17 protein-coding genes are annotated in these 21,614 nt (G+C 43.2%); all 17 read left to right on the top strand.

What is annotated here, in order from left to right:
• Positions 1–7: 7 nt before the first annotated feature.
• Positions 8–5,122 carry an AAA family ATPase gene (locus JFN88_RS11990; protein WP_199019535.1) on the top strand — a complete coding sequence of 1,705 codons (5,115 nt, stop codon included), beginning with the start codon at positions 8–10 and terminating at the stop codon, positions 5,120–5,122.
• Complete coding sequence (locus JFN88_RS11985) at positions 5,109–5,780, top strand: response regulator (RefSeq protein WP_199019534.1); 672 nt, start codon at positions 5,109–5,111, stop codon at positions 5,778–5,780. The genes JFN88_RS11990 and JFN88_RS11985 overlap by 14 nt, the downstream gene beginning before the upstream one ends.
• Before the next feature lie 84 nt (positions 5,781–5,864).
• Entirely contained in the window at positions 5,865–6,029 is a 165-nt protein-coding gene (locus JFN88_RS11980) for a hypothetical protein (RefSeq protein ID WP_199019533.1), read from the top strand.
• Between the two features lie 496 nt (positions 6,030–6,525).
• On the top strand, positions 6,526–7,311 hold the full coding sequence (locus JFN88_RS11975; protein WP_199019532.1) for a tyrosine-protein phosphatase: 786 nt from the start codon (positions 6,526–6,528) through the stop codon (positions 7,309–7,311).
• Between the two features lie 98 nt (positions 7,312–7,409).
• Positions 7,410–9,788: an S-layer homology domain-containing protein gene (locus JFN88_RS11970; protein ID WP_199019531.1), complete on the top strand. Its 2,379-nt coding sequence runs from the start codon at positions 7,410–7,412 to the stop codon at positions 9,786–9,788.
• Positions 9,789–9,927: 139 nt separating this feature from the next.
• Positions 9,928–10,701 carry a YveK family protein gene (locus JFN88_RS11965; RefSeq protein ID WP_199019530.1) on the top strand — a complete coding sequence of 258 codons (774 nt, stop codon included), beginning with the start codon at positions 9,928–9,930 and terminating at the stop codon, positions 10,699–10,701.
• Positions 10,682–11,392, top strand: a complete 711-nt coding sequence (locus tag JFN88_RS11960; RefSeq protein WP_332908469.1) for a CpsD/CapB family tyrosine-protein kinase — start codon at positions 10,682–10,684, stop codon at positions 11,390–11,392. Before JFN88_RS11965 ends, JFN88_RS11960 begins: the two co-directional genes overlap by 20 nt.
• 45 nt (positions 11,393–11,437) lie before the next feature.
• Complete coding sequence (locus tag JFN88_RS11955) at positions 11,438–13,258, top strand: nucleoside-diphosphate sugar epimerase/dehydratase (RefSeq protein ID WP_199019529.1); 1,821 nt, start codon at positions 11,438–11,440, stop codon at positions 13,256–13,258.
• A 39-nt stretch (positions 13,259–13,297) separates the two neighbouring features.
• Complete coding sequence (locus JFN88_RS11950; RefSeq protein WP_199019528.1) at positions 13,298–13,954, top strand: hypothetical protein; 657 nt, start codon at positions 13,298–13,300, stop codon at positions 13,952–13,954.
• Between the two features lie 20 nt (positions 13,955–13,974).
• Positions 13,975–14,589 carry a sugar transferase gene (locus JFN88_RS11945; protein ID WP_199019543.1) on the top strand — a complete coding sequence of 205 codons (615 nt, stop codon included), beginning with the start codon at positions 13,975–13,977 and terminating at the stop codon, positions 14,587–14,589.
• Positions 14,590–14,615: 26 nt separating this feature from the next.
• Positions 14,616–15,515, top strand: coding sequence for an NAD-dependent epimerase/dehydratase family protein (locus JFN88_RS11940; protein ID WP_199019542.1), 900 nt, complete (start codon positions 14,616–14,618; stop codon positions 15,513–15,515).
• Positions 15,512–16,732, top strand: a complete 1,221-nt coding sequence (locus tag JFN88_RS11935) for a glycosyltransferase family 4 protein (RefSeq protein ID WP_199019527.1) — start codon at positions 15,512–15,514, stop codon at positions 16,730–16,732. The genes JFN88_RS11940 and JFN88_RS11935 overlap by 4 nt, the downstream gene beginning before the upstream one ends.
• Positions 16,719–17,741 (top strand): polysaccharide biosynthesis protein, encoded by a 1,023-nt coding sequence (locus JFN88_RS11930; protein WP_199019526.1) that lies wholly within the window; start codon positions 16,719–16,721, stop codon positions 17,739–17,741. The genes JFN88_RS11935 and JFN88_RS11930 overlap by 14 nt, the downstream gene beginning before the upstream one ends.
• Positions 17,738–18,847: a polysaccharide biosynthesis C-terminal domain-containing protein gene (locus tag JFN88_RS11925; protein ID WP_199019525.1), complete on the top strand. Its 1,110-nt coding sequence runs from the start codon at positions 17,738–17,740 to the stop codon at positions 18,845–18,847. The genes JFN88_RS11930 and JFN88_RS11925 overlap by 4 nt, the downstream gene beginning before the upstream one ends.
• Before the next feature lie 2 nt (positions 18,848–18,849).
• The gene (gene wecB / locus JFN88_RS11920) at positions 18,850–19,983 is read left to right on the top strand and encodes a non-hydrolyzing UDP-N-acetylglucosamine 2-epimerase (protein ID WP_199019524.1); all 1,134 of its coding nucleotides are present in this window, start codon (positions 18,850–18,852) and stop codon (positions 19,981–19,983) included.
• Positions 19,983–21,068 carry a glycosyltransferase gene (locus JFN88_RS11915; RefSeq protein WP_199019523.1) on the top strand — a complete coding sequence of 362 codons (1,086 nt, stop codon included), beginning with the start codon at positions 19,983–19,985 and terminating at the stop codon, positions 21,066–21,068. Before wecB ends, JFN88_RS11915 begins: the two co-directional genes overlap by 1 nt.
• Positions 21,069–21,111: 43 nt before the next feature.
• Positions 21,112–21,614 (top strand): EpsG family protein (locus JFN88_RS11910; RefSeq protein WP_199019522.1); only part of this gene is annotated, 503 nt, incomplete at its 3' end.

Below are 21,614 nucleotides of genomic sequence, written 5' to 3'. Positions count from 1 at the left end.
GATCAAGATGGAGCTGCCGGGCTATCAATTAATCGGGCGGATTGCAGAAAATGAAGAAACAATCCTCTACAGGCTGAAAAGTTTGCGTGACCAGTCGGTTGTTATGTGCCAGACGACCCGGGATGCCTACCCGCCTGCAGATGCCATGGGCCGCTATGAGCATGAATTCGAAATGCTGCGGCTGCTTGGCGGACGCGGGGCGGTCAGACCGCTTGAGCTGAAGCATGACGGCAACCGCCCGTATCTGCTTTTGGAAGACTTTGGCGGTACGCCGATGCAGCAGTTGTTCAATAAGGGTCAAGGCGGCAAGGACGTTCGGCCTCTGGAGGAGCTGGGGCTGCTGCGGCTGCTTGGCGTCGCGGCCGATACGGCAGACTGTCTGGCCCGTGTGCATCACAGGCAGATTATCCATAATGCCATTAACCCGTTCCATATCCTCATCCATCCGGATACGCTTGAAGTCAGGCTGCTCGGCTTCCAGACAGCTTACCTGGCAGAGAGTCCTCCTTCGACGGCTGCAGGACCGAATTTGGACCAGAGCTGCCTGGCCTATATAGCGCCGGAGCAGACTGGCAGGTTCAACCGGCAGTCCGGCTACCATTCTGATGTTTACAGTCTGGGCGTGACGCTCTATGAATGGCTGACCGGCCATCCACCATTTACGGCGAAGAATGCAACGGAGCTGATCTATTCGCATATTGCCAATCAGGCGCCATCCGTTTCTGCGCAAGAAGCGGCGATCCCCTGGGCCGTATCGGATATTATCAGGCAATGTATGGAGAAAGCGCCGGAAGAGCGCTATGGAACCGCCTCGGACGTACACAAGGACCTGTCAGAATGTCTGGTGCAGCTTAAGGAGAAGGGGATTGTCATGCCCTTTGCCCTGCCGCCGAAGAATACTGCAGGAGTGTGGAGCATTCCGCAGCATATCTATGGCAGGGAAGCCGAGCAGCGGAGATTGAAGCAGATACTGGACCTTACCGCGGATGAGCCGGCTGATATTGTCCTGGTGGGCGGTCAGGCGGGAATGGGCAAGACGGCGCTTGTATGGGATGCCTTGGGTCATATCGGGAGCCATGGCTTGCTCCTTGCGGGCAAATTCGAGCTTCATTCCGCCAATATTCCTTACTTTGCCTGGATTCAGGTCATTGAGGATCTGGTGACCCAACTGATCATCCAGCACAAGGATGATCTGGAGCTGTGGCGGCTGCGCATACAGGAGCAGGTTGGAGAATACGGGCAGCTTCTGATCAACTGGATGCCGAAGCTCAGAGCTTTGATCGGAGAGCCGGCGCAAGTGCAGCCGCTCCCCCTCATGGAGGAGAAGAGCCGCTTCCACCAGATTCTGCGCTCATTTATCCAGTTATTTTCGGACGCTAACTATTCGTTGACAATTTTCCTCGATGATATGCAATGGGCGGATGAGGCATCGCTGCAGCTTATTGAACAACTGTTCAGTCGCAGGAGAGGCAGCATGAGGCTCGTCTGCACGTATCGGGAAGGGGAGCAGGCGATTACGCCATGGGGAAAATGGGAGCCGGAAGCGAACATGACATTGGTGGCGATCACCCGGGTTGCGCTCCTCCCGCTCAGGGAAGAAGCTGTAGAGCAACTGCTCGCGGATACACTTCGAGCATCGGCAGACAGTTTGCAGGAGCTCACCGAGGTATTGACGGAGAAGACAGGGGGCAACCCGCTGCTGCTTCGTACGCTGCTGCAAAACGGAGCGGATCAGGGAATGTTCAGCTACAACAGGCTGACCCGTTCCTGGAAATGGGATATGACGAGAATCAGGGAAATGGAATCGCCGCTCCAGTCACTTGGTCAATGGTCGGCAGGAAGATTGGCCGCATTGCCGCAAGCTTCGCTGGAACTGCTCGCATGGGCGGCCTTTCTCGGCAGGAGATTCGAATTGTCCATGCTGCAAGAGCTGTGCGGCAACTCCAGAGAGGGCGCGATCTCTGCTTTGATGGAAGCGGTTCGACATGGAGTGCTGCAGGTAGACCGCAGAGAGAATGCGAGAGCAACGTTATTTGCTTTTCCTCATGATCGCATTCGCCAGGACTGTCATGCGCTTGTCCCCGAGTCAAGCAGGGGGGACTATCATTATGCCGTAGGACAACTGTGGAAGCAAAGAGCGGTCAGCGATACGGACCCTGCAATATTCGAGGCCGTCATCCATCTGAATCAGTGCAAGCCACAAATTGTTGAATGGGAAGAGAAGCTGGAGCTTGCAAGGCTCAATGATCAGGCGGGATGGAAGTCGCTGCAGTCAACAGCGTGGGAACAGGCGCTGAGATATTCCCGCGAGGCAGCGCAGCTGATCGGGGAGGAGGGTTGGGAGCGCTGCTTCGATTTGACTTTCCGGGTGCTGAGCCGCCAAGCGATGTGTGAGCTGCTGTGCGGCGAAGATGAGGTCGCTTACCGGTTGTTTGACATCCTGCTGGTGAAGGCAGCGACAGATATGGACCGAGTGGAAATTTACATTACGATGATTCAGCTTGAATCCAATCGTGGTCACAATGCCAAGGCCTTGCAGCTTGCCGATGAGGCCCTGCTCATGCTAGGAATCAAGCTTCCGAAGAAGGTGAGCATGACCCGGCTGCTTGCACAATGGATTCGCCTGAAATGGAGACTGAGAGGGCGCCATCGCAACCGGATTAGGGAACTGCCTGCAATGAAGGACCGCAGATTGCTGGCAATTATGTCCATCTTTAACTATTCCGGCAATGCCAGATTCACCAGGGACGCGAATGTCTGGGCATTCTCCAATCTGATGATGGTCGATCTGACGCTCAGGCATGGTCTCGCACCGGATTCATCGGCCAGTTTTGCCGGCGTTGCGCTGATCAGCACGCTGGCGGAACGAAATTACCGTGACGGCTATGAATGGGGCAAGCTGGCTTATGAGTTGTCGGAGGCTCATCCCGCCATGAGGAGCATTCAGTCCAATGTCTTCTCCCTGTGCTTTGACAGCTGGCGTCGACACGAGCCGAGTCTGCTGGAGGCATTTATACAGCACGCGGAGCATGCCAGCCTGGAATCGGCAAGTCTGTGGCATGCCGAGCAAAGTGTCCTGTTCACTTGCGCACTGATGTTTCTGTTTGGCAGGCCGCTTGGCGAGATTTATACGCTGCTTATACGCAACGCCCAATTTTTGAGCAACAGCAGAGACCTGAGCCACTCCAGGCTTGCGGCAATTTTGTCGGCGATCCTATCCAAACTAATCGGGGAGCGGAATCTGGAAGATCTGTTCACAGAGGTGGATATTCTTGCTCCGGACTTTGTGCTTAACGAGGAGTGGGAACGGAATACGGTGCTGGAGGAATCCGTATGTATGTTCGGGTATATCACAGCTTACATCTTTGGCCAATATGAGATGGCATACAGTTATATTTTGAGGGCAAAAGCAGTTACCAGCTCGCGTGAGGAAAAAGAAATCGAGATGTCCGCTCTCGGTCTGTATCATTTCCTGGTTATGGCGGAGCTCTACCCGATTGTCACAGATACCGAACGCAAGTCTTTCCTTGACGTCATGCGAAGCAGCCTGCGAAAAATTAAACGCTATGCAAAGCGTTGCCCGGAGAACTACGAGAATAAATACCTCATGATGGCGGCAGAACTGGCCAGGATTACGGGCAAGGCCAAGCAGGCGGCGAGCCTGTACGAGAAGGCATGCGACTCTGCGCGCGAGGGCGGGTACACGCATAATCTGGCCATTGTCTCGGAGAATGCCTTTCGGTTCTATATCGACCAGGACAAGCCTCATCTGGCCAGAGCGTATTTATCCCAGGCCTATCAGGCTTATATCCAGTGGGGCGCTCTGGAAAAGGCGTCGCAGCTGCTGAAGCAGTACCGGCATATGCTTTTTATCGATCAGTCTTCCTTGTCCGGGAGTATTGATTATCAAGCGGTTATGAGTTCGGCACAGACCATCTCCGGGGAGATGCGCATGGACAGACTGCTTGTCGGGCTGATGCGCACGCTGATGCAAAATGCAGGGGCGGAGAAGGGCGCGCTCATTTTTCAAACGAAGGATCAATTGTTTATTGAAGCCATGGCCTCATCAGGCACGGATGTGCGGCTGGAGCGGGTGCGGCTCGATCAGGCCGGTGATGTGCCCGCTGCAATCATCAGTTATGCGGCGAGGACCGGAGAAGTCGTCGTGCTGAATCATGCGTCCCGGGAAGGGGTATTTGCTTCGCTCCCTTACGTGCAGGAAAAGCAGATGAAATCGGTACTGTGTATTCCGATGATCAAGAACAGCAGGATGATCAGTCTGTTGTATCTGGAAAACAATTTGTCGGCTGGCGTATTTACGCCGGAGCGGCTGGATGTGCTCAAGGTGCTATGTTCTCAATGTGTGATCTCGATTGAGAATGCCCAGTTGTATTCCAATGCCGAACGGCTGAAGCAGACGCTGGAAGAACAGGTGAAGGAGCGGACGCGATCGCTGGAGCTTTCGATCCGGGAAACAGCCTCGGCGCTGGCGGAGGCCTCCATTCAGCTGGATCGCAACCGGATTGCGGCGGATGTCCATGACATCGTCGGTCACGCAATTACCTCCACGCTCCTCCAGATTGAAGCGGCCAAAAGGCAGATGCAAAACAAGCCGGAAGATGCCCTGCAGCGGCTGCAGGGGGTACAGAATCTGTTAAGGGAAGGATTAAACCAAATTCGCGGCTCCATTCATATGCTCAAAGAGGCAGAAGGCGACAATCTGGTGAAATCGCTCCAGCAGCTCATCGCCATTACCGAGCATAATGCCGGCATCACGGTAAAGGCCGAGATTGATCCGTTGTTCGAGCTGGACCGCGTCTATCATCATGTGATTTACCATGCCTTGCAGGAAGGAATGACCAATGCTATTCGTCACGGCGATGCCACGATCTTTCATTTCGTCCTGCGTGATGAGGGGCAGCACTTGCAATTCATGCTCCAGGATAACGGCCGCGGGGCGGAGCAGGTGACGCCGGGCTTTGGACTGACGGCGATGACTGAGCGCGTGGAAGCATTGAACGGCAGGTTGTCCATTGAGTCATCCAAGGACACGGGTTTCCTGTTGCGCATTACCCTTCCTTACACCAATTCAAAGGAGAAGCAGTATTATGCAGAACAGTGAGAAATCCCGCTATCGGCTCGTCGTAGCCGACGATCAGTTTCCGACGAGGGAAGGATTGAAGCTGATTTTGGAATATGAAGGCGATATGGAAGTCGTCGGACTGGCGAAAAACGGGCTGGAGGCTTACGAGCTGACACGGGCGCTGATGCCGGATCTGGTGCTGATGGATGTGCAAATGCCGGTCATGGACGGGATTTCCGCACTGAAGCGCATCAAGGCCAATTTTCCGCATATTCAGGTGATGATTTTGACGACCTTCATCGAAGACGAATATATCATTGAAGGGCTGGCCGGCGGGGCGAGCGGCTATATCCTGAAGGATATGGAGGGTGACAAACTGCTGGCATCCGTGCGCGATGCTGCAGCGGGGCGCTTCATGCTGCAGGGCGTCGTTGCGGAGAAGCTGGCATATCGCTTGCGGGAGCTGGAGCAGAAGGCTGCTATAGCCGCTGAACTCCAGCCCAGTCTGCCGCGCTTGACAGAGCGGGAGGAAGAAGTGGCCCGTCTGATGGTGAAGGGGCTGAGCAACAACGAAATTGGCAAACAGTTGAACATTTCCGACGGCACCGTACGCAACTATATCAGCGGCCTGTACGGGAAGCTGAACGTGGGCAGCAGAGCAGAGGCCATTGTTAAGCTGATGCAAGCCAACTATTAAAATGTCATAGGACAAAAGTATGACATTCAACACTGGTTGCGCTCTCATTCTTCCACTATTCTAAGTAGTAGAAGGGGTGATGAGATGCCATACCATTACTTTCATGAAATCAAAACGCCGTTATTGCTGCTGGGAATCCGACTCATGAAGGATGAACACGGCAAGGTCTGGATCAAGGTTGGCAAGCGGCCCAGAAAACTCATTTATAATAATTCCAATCCTGTCAGCAACAAAACCAAGCAAGAATAGAACACATCAGGGCGCGGTGTTGTCCGAAACGGGTAGATGTGAATGGACGCTAGAGATTCACAGCACAGGCCGCGCCTGACAGGCATGTTGGTGACAGGTAAGTATAATAGATGAGTTTTGAAAGTAAAGTTAAAAATCTCCTCACCTCTACCGAGCGGAATGAATCAGAATTGATTAGACAAGTAAGCGACAGAGAGATCAGTATATAAAAATGGGGAAATAGCATCGGACAGTCTCGAATTTTGCACCAAACGAAGCAATCGCCTGTCAAGGATGACATGTTGAATATAGATTTTTTGGAAAAATTCAAGATGAAGTGTTTCAAGGTATAATTGCCAGGGTAATAGAAAATGAATTGTGCCAAAATGATCTCCAGAGGACCAGCAATACGTTCAACACCAGTCGTCATCCGAAGCGGCAGAGGGTGTCGAATTTGGGTATGCCTGTTGCAATATGCTAGAATAGGAAGCATATCGCATCGGGGAGGATACTTGGGATGATTGATATACATAGTCATATTTTACCTGGGGCCGATGATGGGGCAAAAGATTGGGACGATACCCTGCAGCTCGCCAGAGCAGCGGTTGAGGATGGGATACATACAATTGTCGCGACACCGCATCATGCCAGCCGGTTATATTGGAATTACGCCGCTGAGGTAAGAGAATTGACTTCCGAGGTAAACAGACGTCTGGTTTCCGAAGGCATCGCGCTTCAGGTACTCCCGGGGCAGGAGATTCGAGTACATGATGATTTGCTTGAAGCCTGGTCCAGGGGAGAACTGCTGCCATTGGGCAATTCAGATTATGTGCTGATCGAAATGCCTTCATCCGCTGTCCCGAAGAATATGGCGGAGCTGATTCATGAGCTCTCCATATTGGGATTGCGGACCATTATTGCTCATCCTGAACGGAATAAAGAGATTGTCAATGACCCGCAGCTGTTAGAAGCGCTGTTAGAAGCAGGAGCTTACGGGCAAATGACCACACATTCATTGCTTGGAGGATTCGGCCGGCAGATCGAGCGAAACGCTTGGCAACTTTGCAAGAAAGGTCTGGTCCACGTTATCGCTTCGGATGCGCATCATATTGAAAAGCGAAACTTCAGGCTGCGCGAAGCGTATGACAGGGTGGAAAAAGAACTGGGGAAATCCTGGAGAGTCTATTACGAGCGCAATGCAGAGCATATTGTAAATGGCCGTTCTCTGGAAGATTTGCCATCCGAATTGGATAAAAAAAACCTTAAGATCTGGAGAGGGATTTCCAGATTTTTCCGCTACTAATTGACGCATTACTTTTTAGCGTGCTAAAATCTTAAGGGGAGATACATAATTCGGGATGCTTGGTGTCAATTTCAAAAAAATAAAAGAGGTGAGAGTTCGTGACTTTCAAGAAAAAACTGGTGGTAACGACAATTGCCGCGAGCATGGCTGTAACCGCTTTTGCCGGTATTCCGCTCAGCAACAAAGGTCTGGCTGAGAAGGTCGGATTTGTGCAGGTGGCCAGTGCTGCTGCTTTTGATTACCGTGCTAAATTGCAGGATATCCGCGCAGCCTTGATAGCCGGAGGTAATGCACAGGATGTCAGGGATTTGAGAACTGAGATTTCATTACTCAAATATTCAGATCATCAGGCAGTCATTGATCCGCTCTGGGCGAAAATTGCAGCAGAGCTGGAAAGCGATGATATCGAAGCTGACAGGCAAGATCTGTTTAAGTTGATTCGTGACATTTTTGCTTTGACTTACGATCCAGACCTTGCAAACCTGGATGCGTTTGTGCAAAATAACAAAGCTACGGTGAAGAGACTTGCCAGAGCGGCTGGTTATAATGGCGAATTGACAATTGCTGAAGCTGAGAAAATAGCAAACTCCATTGTAAAGGCTACAAGAGGTCAATTGAAAGCTGCCATTCAAGATGAGTCCGGTGATTTAGACATAACTGCCATACAAGCTTTATTGTCGGACAAGAACAAGCAAGTCCAATTGGTCGCCGGCATCATTAACGCTATTGGTTCTGAGAACAATGAAATTGGCCAGTTGATTAATAAGTGGAGGGCATCTGGAGTTACGGTTGCAGATCTGACGAGTGTCGCTAACAGTTTGTTGCCGGAGCTTAGCCATTTTAATGCTGCGACAAAGGCGCTTGCTATTGCTTACGTTCGTACAGAGACTGAACTGGGCGATATTACAACTTCTTCAGATGGCTTGACAAAGACAATTTCAAACATCAAAGTGCTGGATATTAAAATTCCTGCGAATTTTCTGGACTGGACGAAAGTTAGCGGCAATGCTGACTTGACCACTGTCAACGGTATTCCTCAAGTAAAAGCAAATTCCAGCACGACAGTAACACTCAGTGCGAAAATTAAAACCACCCAATGGGTAGTGTTGGAGAAAAATTTAACGCTGACAAGCCAGAGTAGCGGAGGCGGTAGTGGTGGCGGAGGCGGCGGTGCTAGCAGCCCTGCAGACCAAGCTGTCCAGGATCTGAACAGCAAGAAGGCCGCTATCGAGAACGCAACCGGCGAGGCCAAGGAAGCATTGATCAAAGAAGCGGTTGAAATTGCTTCTAAAGCGTTAACGACCACTTTAAAATTTGATGCGTCCGGCAAAGTTGCCGTATCAGGCGACGAAGCTACACTAAGCCTGACCAAGTCCGATCTGTCTTCCTTGACTTCAGGAACCAAGAAGATTGTGAATGCACTTAAGGAAGTGGCTCCGGGAGCAGAAGCCAGCCTGCCTAAGCTGGTAGCCGTGATAGATATCGGTTCCGTGTCTACAAACAATGTTGCAACCGAGTTTTCAACAGATTTGGTGAAAGAGCTTGAAGCTAGTGGCATTACTTCCTTCAAAATATCTTTCAGCGGATTCGCCGCGGAGGTTCCAACAACAGCCGCATTCTCTAAAAATGTTGGACTTCATATCAAGAAGAGCGCTGCAACAGAAGATACAACTTCACTGCCTGTGGCTTCCGAGGTATATGAGTTCGGATTGACGCTTGACGGTCAGGCAGTTACTGAGTTTGCTCAACCGATTGCCATCTCTATTCCGCTCAAGAATGTATCCGACCTGGATACCGATCTTCTGACAGTTGCCAAAATTGTCGATGATAAATTGCAGTTCGTAGGCGGTAAAGTCCGTGAGAATGCAATCATTGCAGCTCGTCACAGCTTTTCCTCTTATGTTGTTGTAGAAAACAAAGTATCGTTTAATGATATTTCATCTGTACAAGCTTGGTCAGGTCGTCAGATTCAGGTTCTTGCTGCAAAAGGCATCATCCAGGGCAAGAAAGAGGGCGTATTTGCACCTGCAGATCGCGTGACCCGCGCCGAATTTGCCAAAATGCTCGTAGAAGCGCTTGATCTTGACAACAGCTTGGCGAAACAGAACTTCAGTGATGTAAAATCGACTGACTGGTTCGCTCCATATGTTGCAGCAGCGGCAGAGAGCGGCATTATCAACGGACGCACAGCGACAACTTTTGCCCCTAACGCCACGATTACTCGTGCCGAGATGGCGACCATGGTATCCCGTGCCCTGAAAGCAACTGCAGGTCTGAAGGATGTTGAAGATGTGAAAGCAGCTTTGGCTAACTTCTCCGACGCAGAGGATGTTCACTCGACGCTCCAATCCGGGGTGGCTCTTGCAAGCAGCAAAGGTCTGATTATCGGTGCCGGCGGCCAATTCCGTCCAAACGCCACAGCTAACCGCGCTGAGGCAGCCGTAATTATCTACCGCGCATTCAATTACGCTGAATAATCCATCTGCCTATTAAAACACCACTCTCCTCTCATGCAGATGCGGGGAGAGTGGTTTCTATTGTCTACAGTTTGTAGATTTATGTCGTTTGTAGCTACATTATGTAACAAAATGTATAGACAGCATGGAGGGAATTTACGTGTCAAATGAACTGGATTTACGTGATTACTTTCGCATTATCCGCAAAAGAGTATGGATGATTGTTGCGATTGTGGTTGCAGCTTGTATGGCTTCAGGGGTATTTAGTATCTATTTCAAAAAACCGATGTATGAAGCTTCGACCAAGATCATTGTGAACCAGAGCGCTTCACAGGCAATTACGCAGCAGCTTGATATTAACCAGATCAATTCCAATATTCGAATGATCGATACGTATAAGGAGATTATCAAGACCCCTGCTATTTTGGATAAGGTAGCTGAACAATACCCTCAATTTGGGCTGACAGTAGAGGATCTTTCCAAAAAAGTGAAAGTAAGTTCTGTTAATAATACGCAAGTGATGACCCTGGTCGTACAAGACGTTTCCTACCGCAAAGCGGCGGAAATTGCTAATGCTGTTTCTCTCATATTCAAGAACGAGATTCCGCAACTGTTCAAGATCGAGAACGTGTCGATCCTTAATGAAGCCAAGATTGATGCATCTCCAGCCCCGGTTTCTCCGAATATTCCACTGAATATCGCGATCAGCTTTGTGGTGGCATTGATGCTGGGTGTGGGAATTGCATTCCTGCTGGAGTTTCTGGATGATACGCTGAAAAGCGAAGATGATGTGCAGCGTTATCTGGGGCTTCCTACTTTAGGTGTAATTACAAAAATGGATCAAGAGGATGTGAAAACTGCAAGCGGCGCGAAAGCCGCTACGCAGAGCTACAAGAAAGCAGGTGAATTGGAACGTGTCACAATTGGAAAGTAAGTCCAAGAACGGACGCAATTTAATTACGATTACGAACCCACGCTCCCCTATATCTGAGTCTTATCGGACTTTACGCACAAATATTGATTTCTCTTCCATCGATGAGCAAGTACAAATTATTATGGTTACTTCTGCTGGTCCAGGCGAGGGGAAATCCACCACTATCAGTAATCTCGCTGTTACGTACGCACAGACGGAGCGAAGGGTTGTCTTGATCGATGCAGATATGAGAAGACCAACTGCGCATCACACCTTTCAAATGTCTAACCGTCATGGCCTATCCTCTATATTAGCCCAGCAAGCGACTTACCATGAAATCATACAAGATACCGATATCCCGAATTTGCAAGTCCTTACCTCAGGTCCGATTCCTCCGAATCCGGCAGAGATGATGGCATCCAGACGCATGAGCGTGCTGCTGAACGAGTTGCGTCAAAACTACGATATTATATTAATTGATACACCGCCGCTGCTGGCTGTTACCGATCCGCAGATCATTGCTTCCAAGAGTGACGGCGTCATTATAGTTGTCGATTATGGCAGCGTGAAGAAAGATGCAGCCATGAAAGCCAAAGCGAACCTGGAAAATGTCAATGCCAGAATTCTTGGTGTTGTGATGAATAACGTAAAACGCAAGAGCGGCGAATCCGGTTACTATTACTATTATTATGGACAGGGTGACCAGGCGTAATTAGAACAAGATGATCTGTGCCGCTAATCAAGCAAGGGGGAAGCCATGAACACAAGGTGGAGACTCTCAGTTCTATTATTAGTAGATATCGCTATTATCTGGTTTAGTATTTACATTTCATATCTGTTGCGATTTGGCAGTACTATTCCGGATATGTATTACACTCAAATGCTGGTATATGGGCTGGGTTCAACCTTGTTTTGTGGTGGTAGCCTTTATTATTTCCGGCTGTACCATAGGGTGTGGCAATATGCGAGTATCGGGGAGATTATTGGTATTGTCAAAGCTGTCGCTGTCGGTGGCATTTTATCCTGGTTTATCCCTATATTGCTTCTGCAAGAAATGGTATCCATCGCAATCGTGATTTGGACGTTAGAAACAATGCTCATATTGATGGGGGCTGTACGGTTTGGTTGGAGAGTATTCCGTTCCAACCGCAACCGTGAGCACGGGGATAAGTTGCGTGTTGTTATCATCGGGGCTGGAGATTGCGGGGTATTGATCGCCCGAGAATTGACTAATCGGGCATTCACTGATTGGGAATTATTAGGATTCATAGATGATGCGCCAGAGAAACAGAAAATGCATATTCTCGGTGTACCTGTACTCGGTTCAAGAAATGAAATTCATCGAATAGCAGAGACATTTAATATCGAGCAGTTTATCATTGCTATGCCGTCGGCTCCAAAAAGGGAAATTTCAAATTTTATTAACTTAGCTCTGGCCACTGGTGCTAAGGTGAAGATGATTCCGGCTATTAATGATCTGATTACTGGCAAAATATCCGTCAAGGCCATTCGCGATGTTGAAGTAGAAGACTTGCTTGGGAGAGACCCTATAGTGAGTGATCTTCAAGGTATAGCAAATTACGTACAGGGAAAGGTTGTTTTGGTTACAGGAGCCGGGGGATCGATAGGCTCTGAGCTGTGCCGTCAAATATCAACGTTTACTCCAGATACGTTGCTTCTGCTTGGACATGGAGAAAATAGCATCTACCTGATTGAAATGGAGTTGAGAACGAAGTTTCCGTGGCTCCACATTGAGACCATTATTGCAGATATTCAGGATCGGGAGCGTATGGAGCAGGTATTTAACAGGTTCCGTCCACAGGTTGTCTTTCACGCGGCAGCACACAAACATGTTCCTCTAATGGAGAGGAATCCGACAGAAGCTGTTAAGAACAATATCTTTGGTACCAAGAATGTTGCTGATTGTGCAGATAAGTATGGTGCAGAGCGCTTTGTTATGATCTCATCTGATAAAGCCGTCAATCCAACAAGCATAATGGGGGCAACCAAGCGAATTGCGGAAATGTATGTGCAGAGCTTGGATGCGATAAGCAAGACGAAATTTGTAGCTGTTCGATTTGGCAATGTATTAGGCAGCCGCGGCAGTGTGATTCCAAGATTTAAAGAACAAATTATTCGGGGCGGCCCTGTAACCGTGACACACCCGGACATGATTCGATATTTTATGACAATTCCTGAAGCTGTACAGTTAGTTATTCAAGCCGGATCATTCGCCAAGGGCGGGGAAATCTTTGTGCTCGATATGGGTAAGCCGGTTAAAATTGTAGCATTGGCGGAGGATCTGATTCGATTGTCCGGTTACGAGCCCTATACCGAAATCCCAATTGAATTTACGGGAATTCGTGAAGGCGAAAAATTATTTGAAGAGCTGCTGACCAGTGAAGAAACGGTAGACTCCACACAACATGACAGGATATACATAGGCAAGCCTACCGATATTAATCGCGCTCATCTGGAGCTGGAGTTCAAGCGTTTGGAGAAAATCATCCTGGACGATCAAGGATCTGTCCGGGATGTGATTGAGAATTTGGTCCCGATGTATGAGAATGTGTCTTAGACTGAACCAAGTGATGATGGTAAAGGAGTGACACTTTACATGAAACGTTGGCATAAAATCTTGATTGCGGTGTTCTCTATTCTATTAGTTCTAGGGATAAGCGGTCTGATCACAGCAAATTATTTGATGGACAGGTTATTGTCTTCCTTCTCAAATAGTATGATCGCCGAAACGGAAAGCTCGATGCTTAATAGCCGTACAGAAGTTGAACGCGATGAAAAGCAACAAGATACAAAGTTTGAGAAGGAAGATATTCCTTCTGAATCGGATGAGATATCTGAAAATTCAGAGGGAACTACTACTTCAAATAACACTTCGAAAAATAGTAGAAATTCTTTAACCAAAGAAGACAATAATGAGACTGGACAGGATAAGGACTCCCCTGTGAAAACCAAAGGGAAAGAGAAATATAATCCTGACGTTTCTGTAGATAAAGCCAGGGAGATTCAGGAAACAGCTACTGTATCTGAGAAGGCAAAAGTCACTTCCATTTTGCTAGCCAAACTAAGTTTGGAGGATATTAAGACACTTCAGCAGTTGGCTAGTGGCGGACTCTCTAAAGTTAAGAAAAAAGAAGCCAGGACATTGATGCTAGAGAAGCTTTCTGAAGATGAATATAATGAACTAATTGCAATTGCTAAGAAGTATGGGGTTAGTCAGGGCAGGAAGTATGATGAGGTAAAGGATGAAAAGTAGCAGAGGATGATTGCTAAGTGATGAAATATATGACGTACAAAAGAATCATTGATTTTTTTCTTTCTTTTGTTGCTCTGGTGGTACTCTCACCAATATTCATTATTTTGTCTATATTAATAAAACTGGACTCTAAGGGACCGGTATTATTTAGACAAAAAAGGGTCGGAAAGAATAAAAAACATTTCTATATCTTAAAATTTAGAACGATGAGAACGGATACACCTAGTGATATGCCGACCCATTTGCTGCAAAACCCGGATGTTTTCATTACGAAGCTTGGTCGATTCTTAAGAAAGAGCAGCTTGGATGAGCTGCCTCAGATTGTAAATATTCTTAAGGGAGAGATGAGTATTGTAGGGCCAAGGCCAGCACTGTGGAATCAGTATGATTTGATTGCAGAAAGAGATAAATATAGAGCTAATGATATTCGGCCGGGATTGACGGGTTGGGCGCAAATTAATGGGAGAGATGAGATTCCCATTGAAATAAAGGCAAGGTTTGACGGAGAGTATGTTGGTAAAATGAATTTTCTTTTCGATATAAATATCCTTTTCAAAACAATTTCTAATGTTTTGAAAAGTGAAGGCGTACGAGAAGGAATAAAACATCATCGAGAAAAAGCAGAGTCACGCTAGAGTTTTTAAATAAGGGGGCGGTAAATATTCTTTATGTAACAGGGATTACTGGACATACCGGAAGGTTTTTTATAGAGAGACTTATTTCTGAGAACTACAAAGAACCTATTAGATGTTTGGTTAGGGGGAATAGTGATACTTCCATTCTTGATAATTCTGGACTTAATATTGAGAAAGTATATGGAAGTTTAGATGATTTGAATTTTTTGAAGGAGTCAATGTCTGGATCGCAAATTGTTTTACATATAGCATCAATTTTGCATTCCAATAATGTAACTGAAGCTGCTTTGATGAATCAAATTCCTTGGGTAATTTATGTTCATACAACAGGGAGATATTCAAGTTATAAAAGTGCATCAGAAGAGTATATCAAAATTGAGGATGGAATTTTAAGAAAGAAAAACCAACTTGGTATGACAATTCTGAGACCTACTATGATTTATGGTTCCTCTGGTGACAGAAATATGTATAAGCTAGTAGCCTATTTAGGCAGACATAAGTTTTTCCCGATGTTTGGTCAAGGTAATAACCTTATGCAGCCTGTTCATGCAAGAGATTTGGGAATGGCCTACTATGATGTAATTTTAAATAAAGATCGTACTTTAAACAAAGAATATAATCTTTCTGGTAAAGAACCTATTAAATATATCGAGTTAGTAAGATGTGTTTCTAGAGCATTAAATAAAAAAAATACAATTGTTAAAATTCCACTGAAACTGTCTTTAATTGCTGCAAAAATATATAATGCCATTACAACTAGAGCGATTATTTCTGTAGAGCAAGTTTTACGGATGCAAGAAGACAAAGTATTCAGTTATGCTGAGGCGACAAAAGATTTCAACTATAACCCGGTTGCATTTTCTGAGGGTATCATTGAGGAAGTTCAAGAATATAAAAGTAAAATAAAAAATGAGGCCGGAAGATGAAATTACTCGTCGTTTCCCAGTATTTCTATCCAGAGCAATTCAGAGTAAATGATATTTGTTATGAATTAGCTAGTCAAGGGCATGATGTAACTGTTTTAACCGGTCTTCCTAACTATCCCAACGGAATAGTTGATAAAAGGTATAAGAATTTTAAAAATCGCAAAGAAGTAGTAAATGGTGTCACAGTTATACGTTCTTGGCTCATCGGACGTGGAAATACAAAACTCAGTTTGGCTTTGAATTACATAAGCTTTGCAATAAGCGCGGTATGTAAGGCATTGTTTATAAAAAAAAATTTTGATGTAATTCTTGTTTACCAACTGTCTCCAGTTACCATGGCGATTCCAGCAATTCTTCTGAAAAAGATAACTAAAAAACCATTAGTAATCTATTCGCACGATCTTTGGCCAGAAAGTATTGCATCAGCAGGAATTTCTGCTGACAGCAGAATATACAAAATTCTATTTAAGCTAAGTAAATGGATTTATAGTAATGCAGATGAGTTATTTACAAGTTCAAAGTTGTTTGAAAAATACTTTGATGAAGATTTGAAAATTAATAAAAAGATCACGCATCTCCCTGTGTATGCTGAATCTTTGTTTGAAAGTATTGATCAGGTAACATCCGATACAAGGAAAATTAATTTACTGTTTGCAGGAAATATTGGTGAAATGCAGAGTGTAGAAACGATTATATACGCAGCTAATGAACTGAAAGAGAATTCGCAAATTATTTTCCATATAGTTGGAGATGGTTCGTCAAAATTCAAATGTGAAAAGCTAGCAAGTGAACTTGGTCTTGAAAATATTATTTTTCACGGACAACATCCCATAACTGAAATGCCTAAATTTTATTCATTAGCTGATGCTTTTGTAATAACTCTAAAAGCGAACAAGATTATTTCTTATACCTTACCTAATAAAGTTCAATCTTATATGGCTGCTGGAAAGCCAATTATTGGTGCTATAGACGGAGAAACACAAATTGTAATTCATGAGTCTAGTTGCGGAAAGTGTTGTAATGCTGAAGATTATCACGGTTTAGCAGAAAATATCAAACAATTTGCGAATGAGACATTAGATCAAAGGCACACGTATGGATTGAATGCGAAAAAATACTATTATAGTAATTATTCGAAGTCTATTTATTTGCAAAAGTTGAACAAATTACTTAGTAGAATTTACTCAAGTGAGGATGTTATCGATGTTCAAAGATAGAACTCTATTAATTACAGGAGGAACAGGTTCATTTGGTAACGCTGTTCTTAAAAGATTTTTGGATACAGATATTAAAGAGATTAGAATTTTTTCTAGGGATGAAAAGAAGCAAGATGATATGAGAAAAATTTATAAAAGTAATAAGGTGAAATTTTATATTGGAGATGTCAGAGACTTATCGAGTGTAAAGAATGCTTTATATGGAGTGGATTATGTATTCCATGCTGCGGCATTAAAACAAGTCCCTTCATGTGAATTTTTTCCTATAGAAGCAGTCAAGACAAATGTTATTGGAACAGAGAATGTTTTAACAGCATCCATAGAATTAGGAGTAAAAAAAGTTATTTGTCTGTCAACAGATAAGGCAGCATACCCAATAAACGCCATGGGGATTTCAAAGGCAATGATGGAAAAAGTCTATATTGCGAAGTCTAGAACAATCTCACCAGAAAGGACTTTAATAAGCGGAACTCGCTATGGAAATGTGATGGCCTCCAGAGGCTCCGTAATCCCTTTATTTATTGAACAAATAAAGAAAAGTCTGCCATTAACTATAACTGATCCTAATATGACGAGGTTTCTAATGAGTTTAGAGGAAGCTGTTGAACTGGTCATATTCGGCTTCAATAATGCTCAGGCAGGAGATATTATGGTTCAAAAATCGCCAGCCTCAACTATTGGAGACTTGGCTCAGGCACTTAAAGAAATTTTTAATGCAAACAACGAAGTTGTTATTATTGGTACTCGCCATGGTGAGAAATTATATGAGACACTACTGACTAAAGAAGAAAAAGTAGTTGCTGAAGATTTTGGTGGTTTCTACCGTGTACCAGCAGATCAAAGAGATTTAAACTATGATAAGTATTTTACAGAGGGGGACACAGAGCTGGAAACAGTTGAAGAGTATAATTCCCATAACACAGAAAGACTAAATGTTGAGCAGATAAAGGAAAAGTTGTTGTCATTGGAATATATACAAAGCGAGCTGAAAGGCTGGAATAAGTTGTGAAAATTCTTGTTACAGGCTCAAGAGGGTTTATAGGTAAGAATTTAATAGCTGAATTGAAAAATAGAGGGTACCAAAATATACTAGAATATCATAAGGATACAGACCAAGAACTTCTGGTTGAATATACGAAGTGTTGTGACTTTGTATGTCATTTAGCTGGTGTTAATAGACCAGAGAGTGATGAGCAATTTTACGAAGGTAATAGCGGCTTTACCTCTCAATTAGTAAATTTGCTGAAGGAAAATGGGAAAAACACACCGGTACTCTTTACATCATCTATTCAGGTTGGAAGAGATAATGCTTATGGTAAAAGCAAAAAGTTAGCTGAGGAAGTAGTTTTCCAATATGGGCATGATACTAAGACAAATGTATTCGTATATAGGTTGCCTAATATATTTGGGAAATGGTGTAGGCCAAACTATAACTCGGTTGTTGCTACTTTTGTCCATAAGATTGCCAGGGATGAAGAAATAGTGATTCATGATGCTGAAGCTAAATTAAATTTAGCTTATATTGTTGATGTAGTTGAAGAGTTTATTAAAGTTATTGAAGGTAAAGTGGATAGTGTCAGTGACGTTATCGATCTTCCTGTTACAAAATGTATTAAGGTTGGAGAGCTAGCTGAAAAAATTCAATTGTTTAAAGCTAATCGGGATACATTAAAGATGCCTTCGCTCGAGGACAAATTTGATAGAGCGTTGTATGCTACTTATTTGTCTTATTTAGAGGAAAATAATTTCTCTTATAAATTAAATAAAAAGGTAGATAATCGTGGCTGGCTGGCAGAATTTATTAAATCGGATAGTATGGGGCAAATATTTGTCTCAAAAACTAAGCCAGGTATTTCTAGAGGAAATCATTGGCATCATACGAAAGTGGAGAAGTTTCTTGTACTACAAGGCAAAGCTGTTATAAGATTTAGACAAATAAATTCTGAAAAAATTATTGAATACAAAGTTGACGGAGAAACTCCAGAAGTAGTAGACATTCCAGTAGGGTATACACATTCTATTGAGAATCTAGGAGAAGAAGATCTTATCACCCTGTTTTGGGCTTGCGAAGTCTTCGATCCTGCTAGACCTGATACATATTGGTTGGAGGTTTGAAAGTGTCTAAATTAAAACTAATCACTATAGTAGGTACAAGACCTGAAATAATCAGGTTATCTTCTGTTATTAAAGCCTGTGACAAATATTTTAATCATAAGTTAGTTCATACAGGCCAAAATTGGGACTATACACTGAACGAAGTGTTTTTTAACGAGTTGGAGTTAAGAGAACCTGACCATTATTTAAATGCAGTAGGCGAGCATTTGGGTGAAACAATGGGCAATATCATTTCTAAATCATACGAAGTGCTGGCGCAAGAAAAACCAGATGCGATTTTAATTCTGGGGGACACTAATTCTGCGCTGTGTGCAATTTCTGCAAAAAGACTTAAGATTCCTATTTTTCATATGGAAGCAGGAAACAGATGTTTTGACCAAAATGTCCCTGAGGAAATTAACAGAAAAATTGTTGACCACATTTCTGATATTAACTTACCTTATACGGAGCATAGTAGAAGATACTTACTGTCTGAAGGGATAAGAAAAGAACATATCTTTGTTACAGGCTCCCCGATGACAGAAGTATTAAAACATTATAAGAAGAATATAGAAGAGAGTAAAACTTTAGAAGAGCTAAAGCTTGAAAAAGAAAAATATATTCTAGTTTCTGCCCATCGTGAAGAAAATATTGATGATGAAGTAAACTTTTCTTCATTGATGAATGCTATCAATAATATTGCAGAAAGATACCAATTACCAATTATTTATTCCACTCACCCTAGGAGTTGGAGAAAAATTGAAGAAAGAAATTTTAATTTTCACCCATTGGTTCGCCAACTGAAGCCATTTGGTTTTTTTGATTATAATAAGTTACAGTTGAATTCATATTGTACTCTTTCCGACAGTGGTACTTTGTCTGAGGAGTCAGCGATTCTTGGTTTTCCGGGTGTTTTAATTCGCACATCTACAGAGCGGCCAGAAGTACTTGATAAAGGAACTGTAATAATTGGCGGGATAAGGGAAAAAGATATTGTACAAGCTGTTGAGTTAAGTAGAGATATGTGGATAAATAATGAAAAGACTTTAGTAGCAACGGACTATAAGGATGAGAATGTTTCAGTAAAGGTAGTAAAGATTATTCAAAGTTATGCAAAAATAATAAACAAGGTTGTGTGGGGGAAAGGGAATAACTAATGAACATAATGGTGTTTAATGTTCCTGCTGAGAGCATGGGGGCACTATCAGTATTAAAAGAATTTTATTCAGATGTTTTGAAACATGAAGATAAAAATATAAACTGGATTTTTGTACTGGGTAAGGCTTCATTAAAAAAAGATTCAAATATTAAGGTTTTGAAGTTCCCATGGGTAAAGAAAAGCTGGTTTCATAGACTTTATTTCGATTATTTTGTAGCACCTAGGCTAATAACAAAAAATGAAATAGATAAAGTATTTTCTTTGCAGAATATAATTATTCCAAATACAAAAATCGATCAAATTTTGTATCTGCACCAGTCATTACCTTTTGTAGAGTATAAGTTCTCGTTTAGAGAAAATAAACGTTTTTGGATATATCAAAATATAATAGGATGGAAAATAAAAAAGTCGATAAAAAAAGCAAGAAATACAATAGTTCAAACAAAATGGATGAGGGATGCATGTATAAAAGCAACAGGAGTTTCTGCTGAGAATTTAAGTATAATCTCGCCTAAAATTTATGATGAAGTAAGTAAGTGTTATGAAGCTGATGATCATACACTTTCAACTTTTTTTTATCCGGCAAGTGGATTTAGTTATAAGAATCATATCGCTATAATTAATTCCTGTAAACAATTAAAGGAAAAAGGAATTAATAACTATAAAGTAGTGTTTACTTTAAATAGAAAGCAAAATAAGCATACTGAAATGTTATTTGGTGAAATAAAAAAACACAATCTTCCAATTGAATTTGTTGGGGAGTTGAGTAGGAAGCAAGTATTTGATTTCTACACCAAATCTATATTACTTTTTCCGTCATACATTGAAACCTATGGCTTACCTTTATTGGAAGCTAAAATGCACTGTTCATTAATAGTAGCATCCAATTGCCCTTTTTCAAGGGAAATATTAGAAAACTATCAAAACTCTTATTTTTTTGATCCGTTTAACTGTAACGAACTTGCTTTTTTAATGGAAAGTATATTGAATGAAAAAATAAAACATAAAAAAGTTGAATTTAATAGTGTTGCTCAGGTAAACGAAAAGAAACTATTAAGTTTATTAGATGTTGTTATTGGATAATTCATGTCGTTTCTTTGGGAATCATAGATTGAGGGGAATTATTATGTTTTATCTTATATTTATTCTTGGATTAATATGTTCGGTTATTAACGATAAAAGAAAAATTATTTTTATTTTTTTTAGCAGCGCTCTAGCTATTTTAGCGTATCTACGATATGGGATTGGCGCAGATTTTTTTGCGTATCAGTATTTGTATTCTAGATTAAGTGATTCCCTTATAACTGAATTATACTATGGTTTGGACAATCAAGAATTAGGTTTTAGACTAATTGGTTCATTTTTTAAAAGTTTGAATGTTCCTTATCAAGGTTATATATCGATAATAGCGTCAATCAATTTATTTTTTGTATTTAAAACATGCAAAAATTTTAGCAAAAACCCTACATTGTCTATGTTGTTATATTTTTGTTTTTACTACTTAGTATGGACGTTTAGTGGTCTTAGACAAGGGCTTACATTATCAATTGGAATATACTATCTACTAAAATATATTAATAACAGAAAGATAATCAAATTTACTAGCATTATTATTTTACTATCCTTTAT

Origin of the sequence: Paenibacillus roseus (genome assembly GCF_016424485.1) — a bacterium.
Classification (GTDB): domain Bacteria; phylum Bacillota; class Bacilli; order Paenibacillales; family Paenibacillaceae; genus Paenibacillus_D; species Paenibacillus_D roseus.
The sequence above is the reverse complement of the archived record's forward strand: the minus strand, read 5'-3'. Positions and strand labels throughout refer to the sequence as shown.

Excerpts from the sequence above, each read along its gene's own strand:
- JFN88_RS11950 (WP_199019528.1), top strand. The coding sequence starts at position 13,298 with ATGAAACGTTGGCATAAAATCTTGATTGCGGTGTTCTCTATTCTATTA.
- JFN88_RS11945 (WP_199019543.1), top strand. The coding sequence starts at position 13,975 with ATGAAATATATGACGTACAAAAGAATCATTGATTTTTTTCTTTCTTTT.
- JFN88_RS11915 (WP_199019523.1), top strand. The coding sequence starts at position 19,983 with ATGAACATAATGGTGTTTAATGTTCCTGCTGAGAGCATGGGGGCACTA.
- JFN88_RS11990 (WP_199019535.1), top strand. The coding sequence starts at position 8 with ATGGAGCTGCCGGGCTATCAATTAATCGGGCGGATTGCAGAAAATGAA.
- JFN88_RS11935 (WP_199019527.1), top strand. The coding sequence starts at position 15,512 with ATGAAATTACTCGTCGTTTCCCAGTATTTCTATCCAGAGCAATTCAGA.
- JFN88_RS11930 (WP_199019526.1), top strand. The coding sequence starts at position 16,719 with ATGTTCAAAGATAGAACTCTATTAATTACAGGAGGAACAGGTTCATTT.
- JFN88_RS11980 (WP_199019533.1), top strand. The coding sequence starts at position 5,865 with ATGCCATACCATTACTTTCATGAAATCAAAACGCCGTTATTGCTGCTG.
- JFN88_RS11985 (WP_199019534.1), top strand. The coding sequence starts at position 5,109 with ATGCAGAACAGTGAGAAATCCCGCTATCGGCTCGTCGTAGCCGACGAT.
- JFN88_RS11955 (WP_199019529.1), top strand. The coding sequence starts at position 11,438 with ATGAACACAAGGTGGAGACTCTCAGTTCTATTATTAGTAGATATCGCT.
- JFN88_RS11975 (WP_199019532.1), top strand. The coding sequence starts at position 6,526 with ATGATTGATATACATAGTCATATTTTACCTGGGGCCGATGATGGGGCA.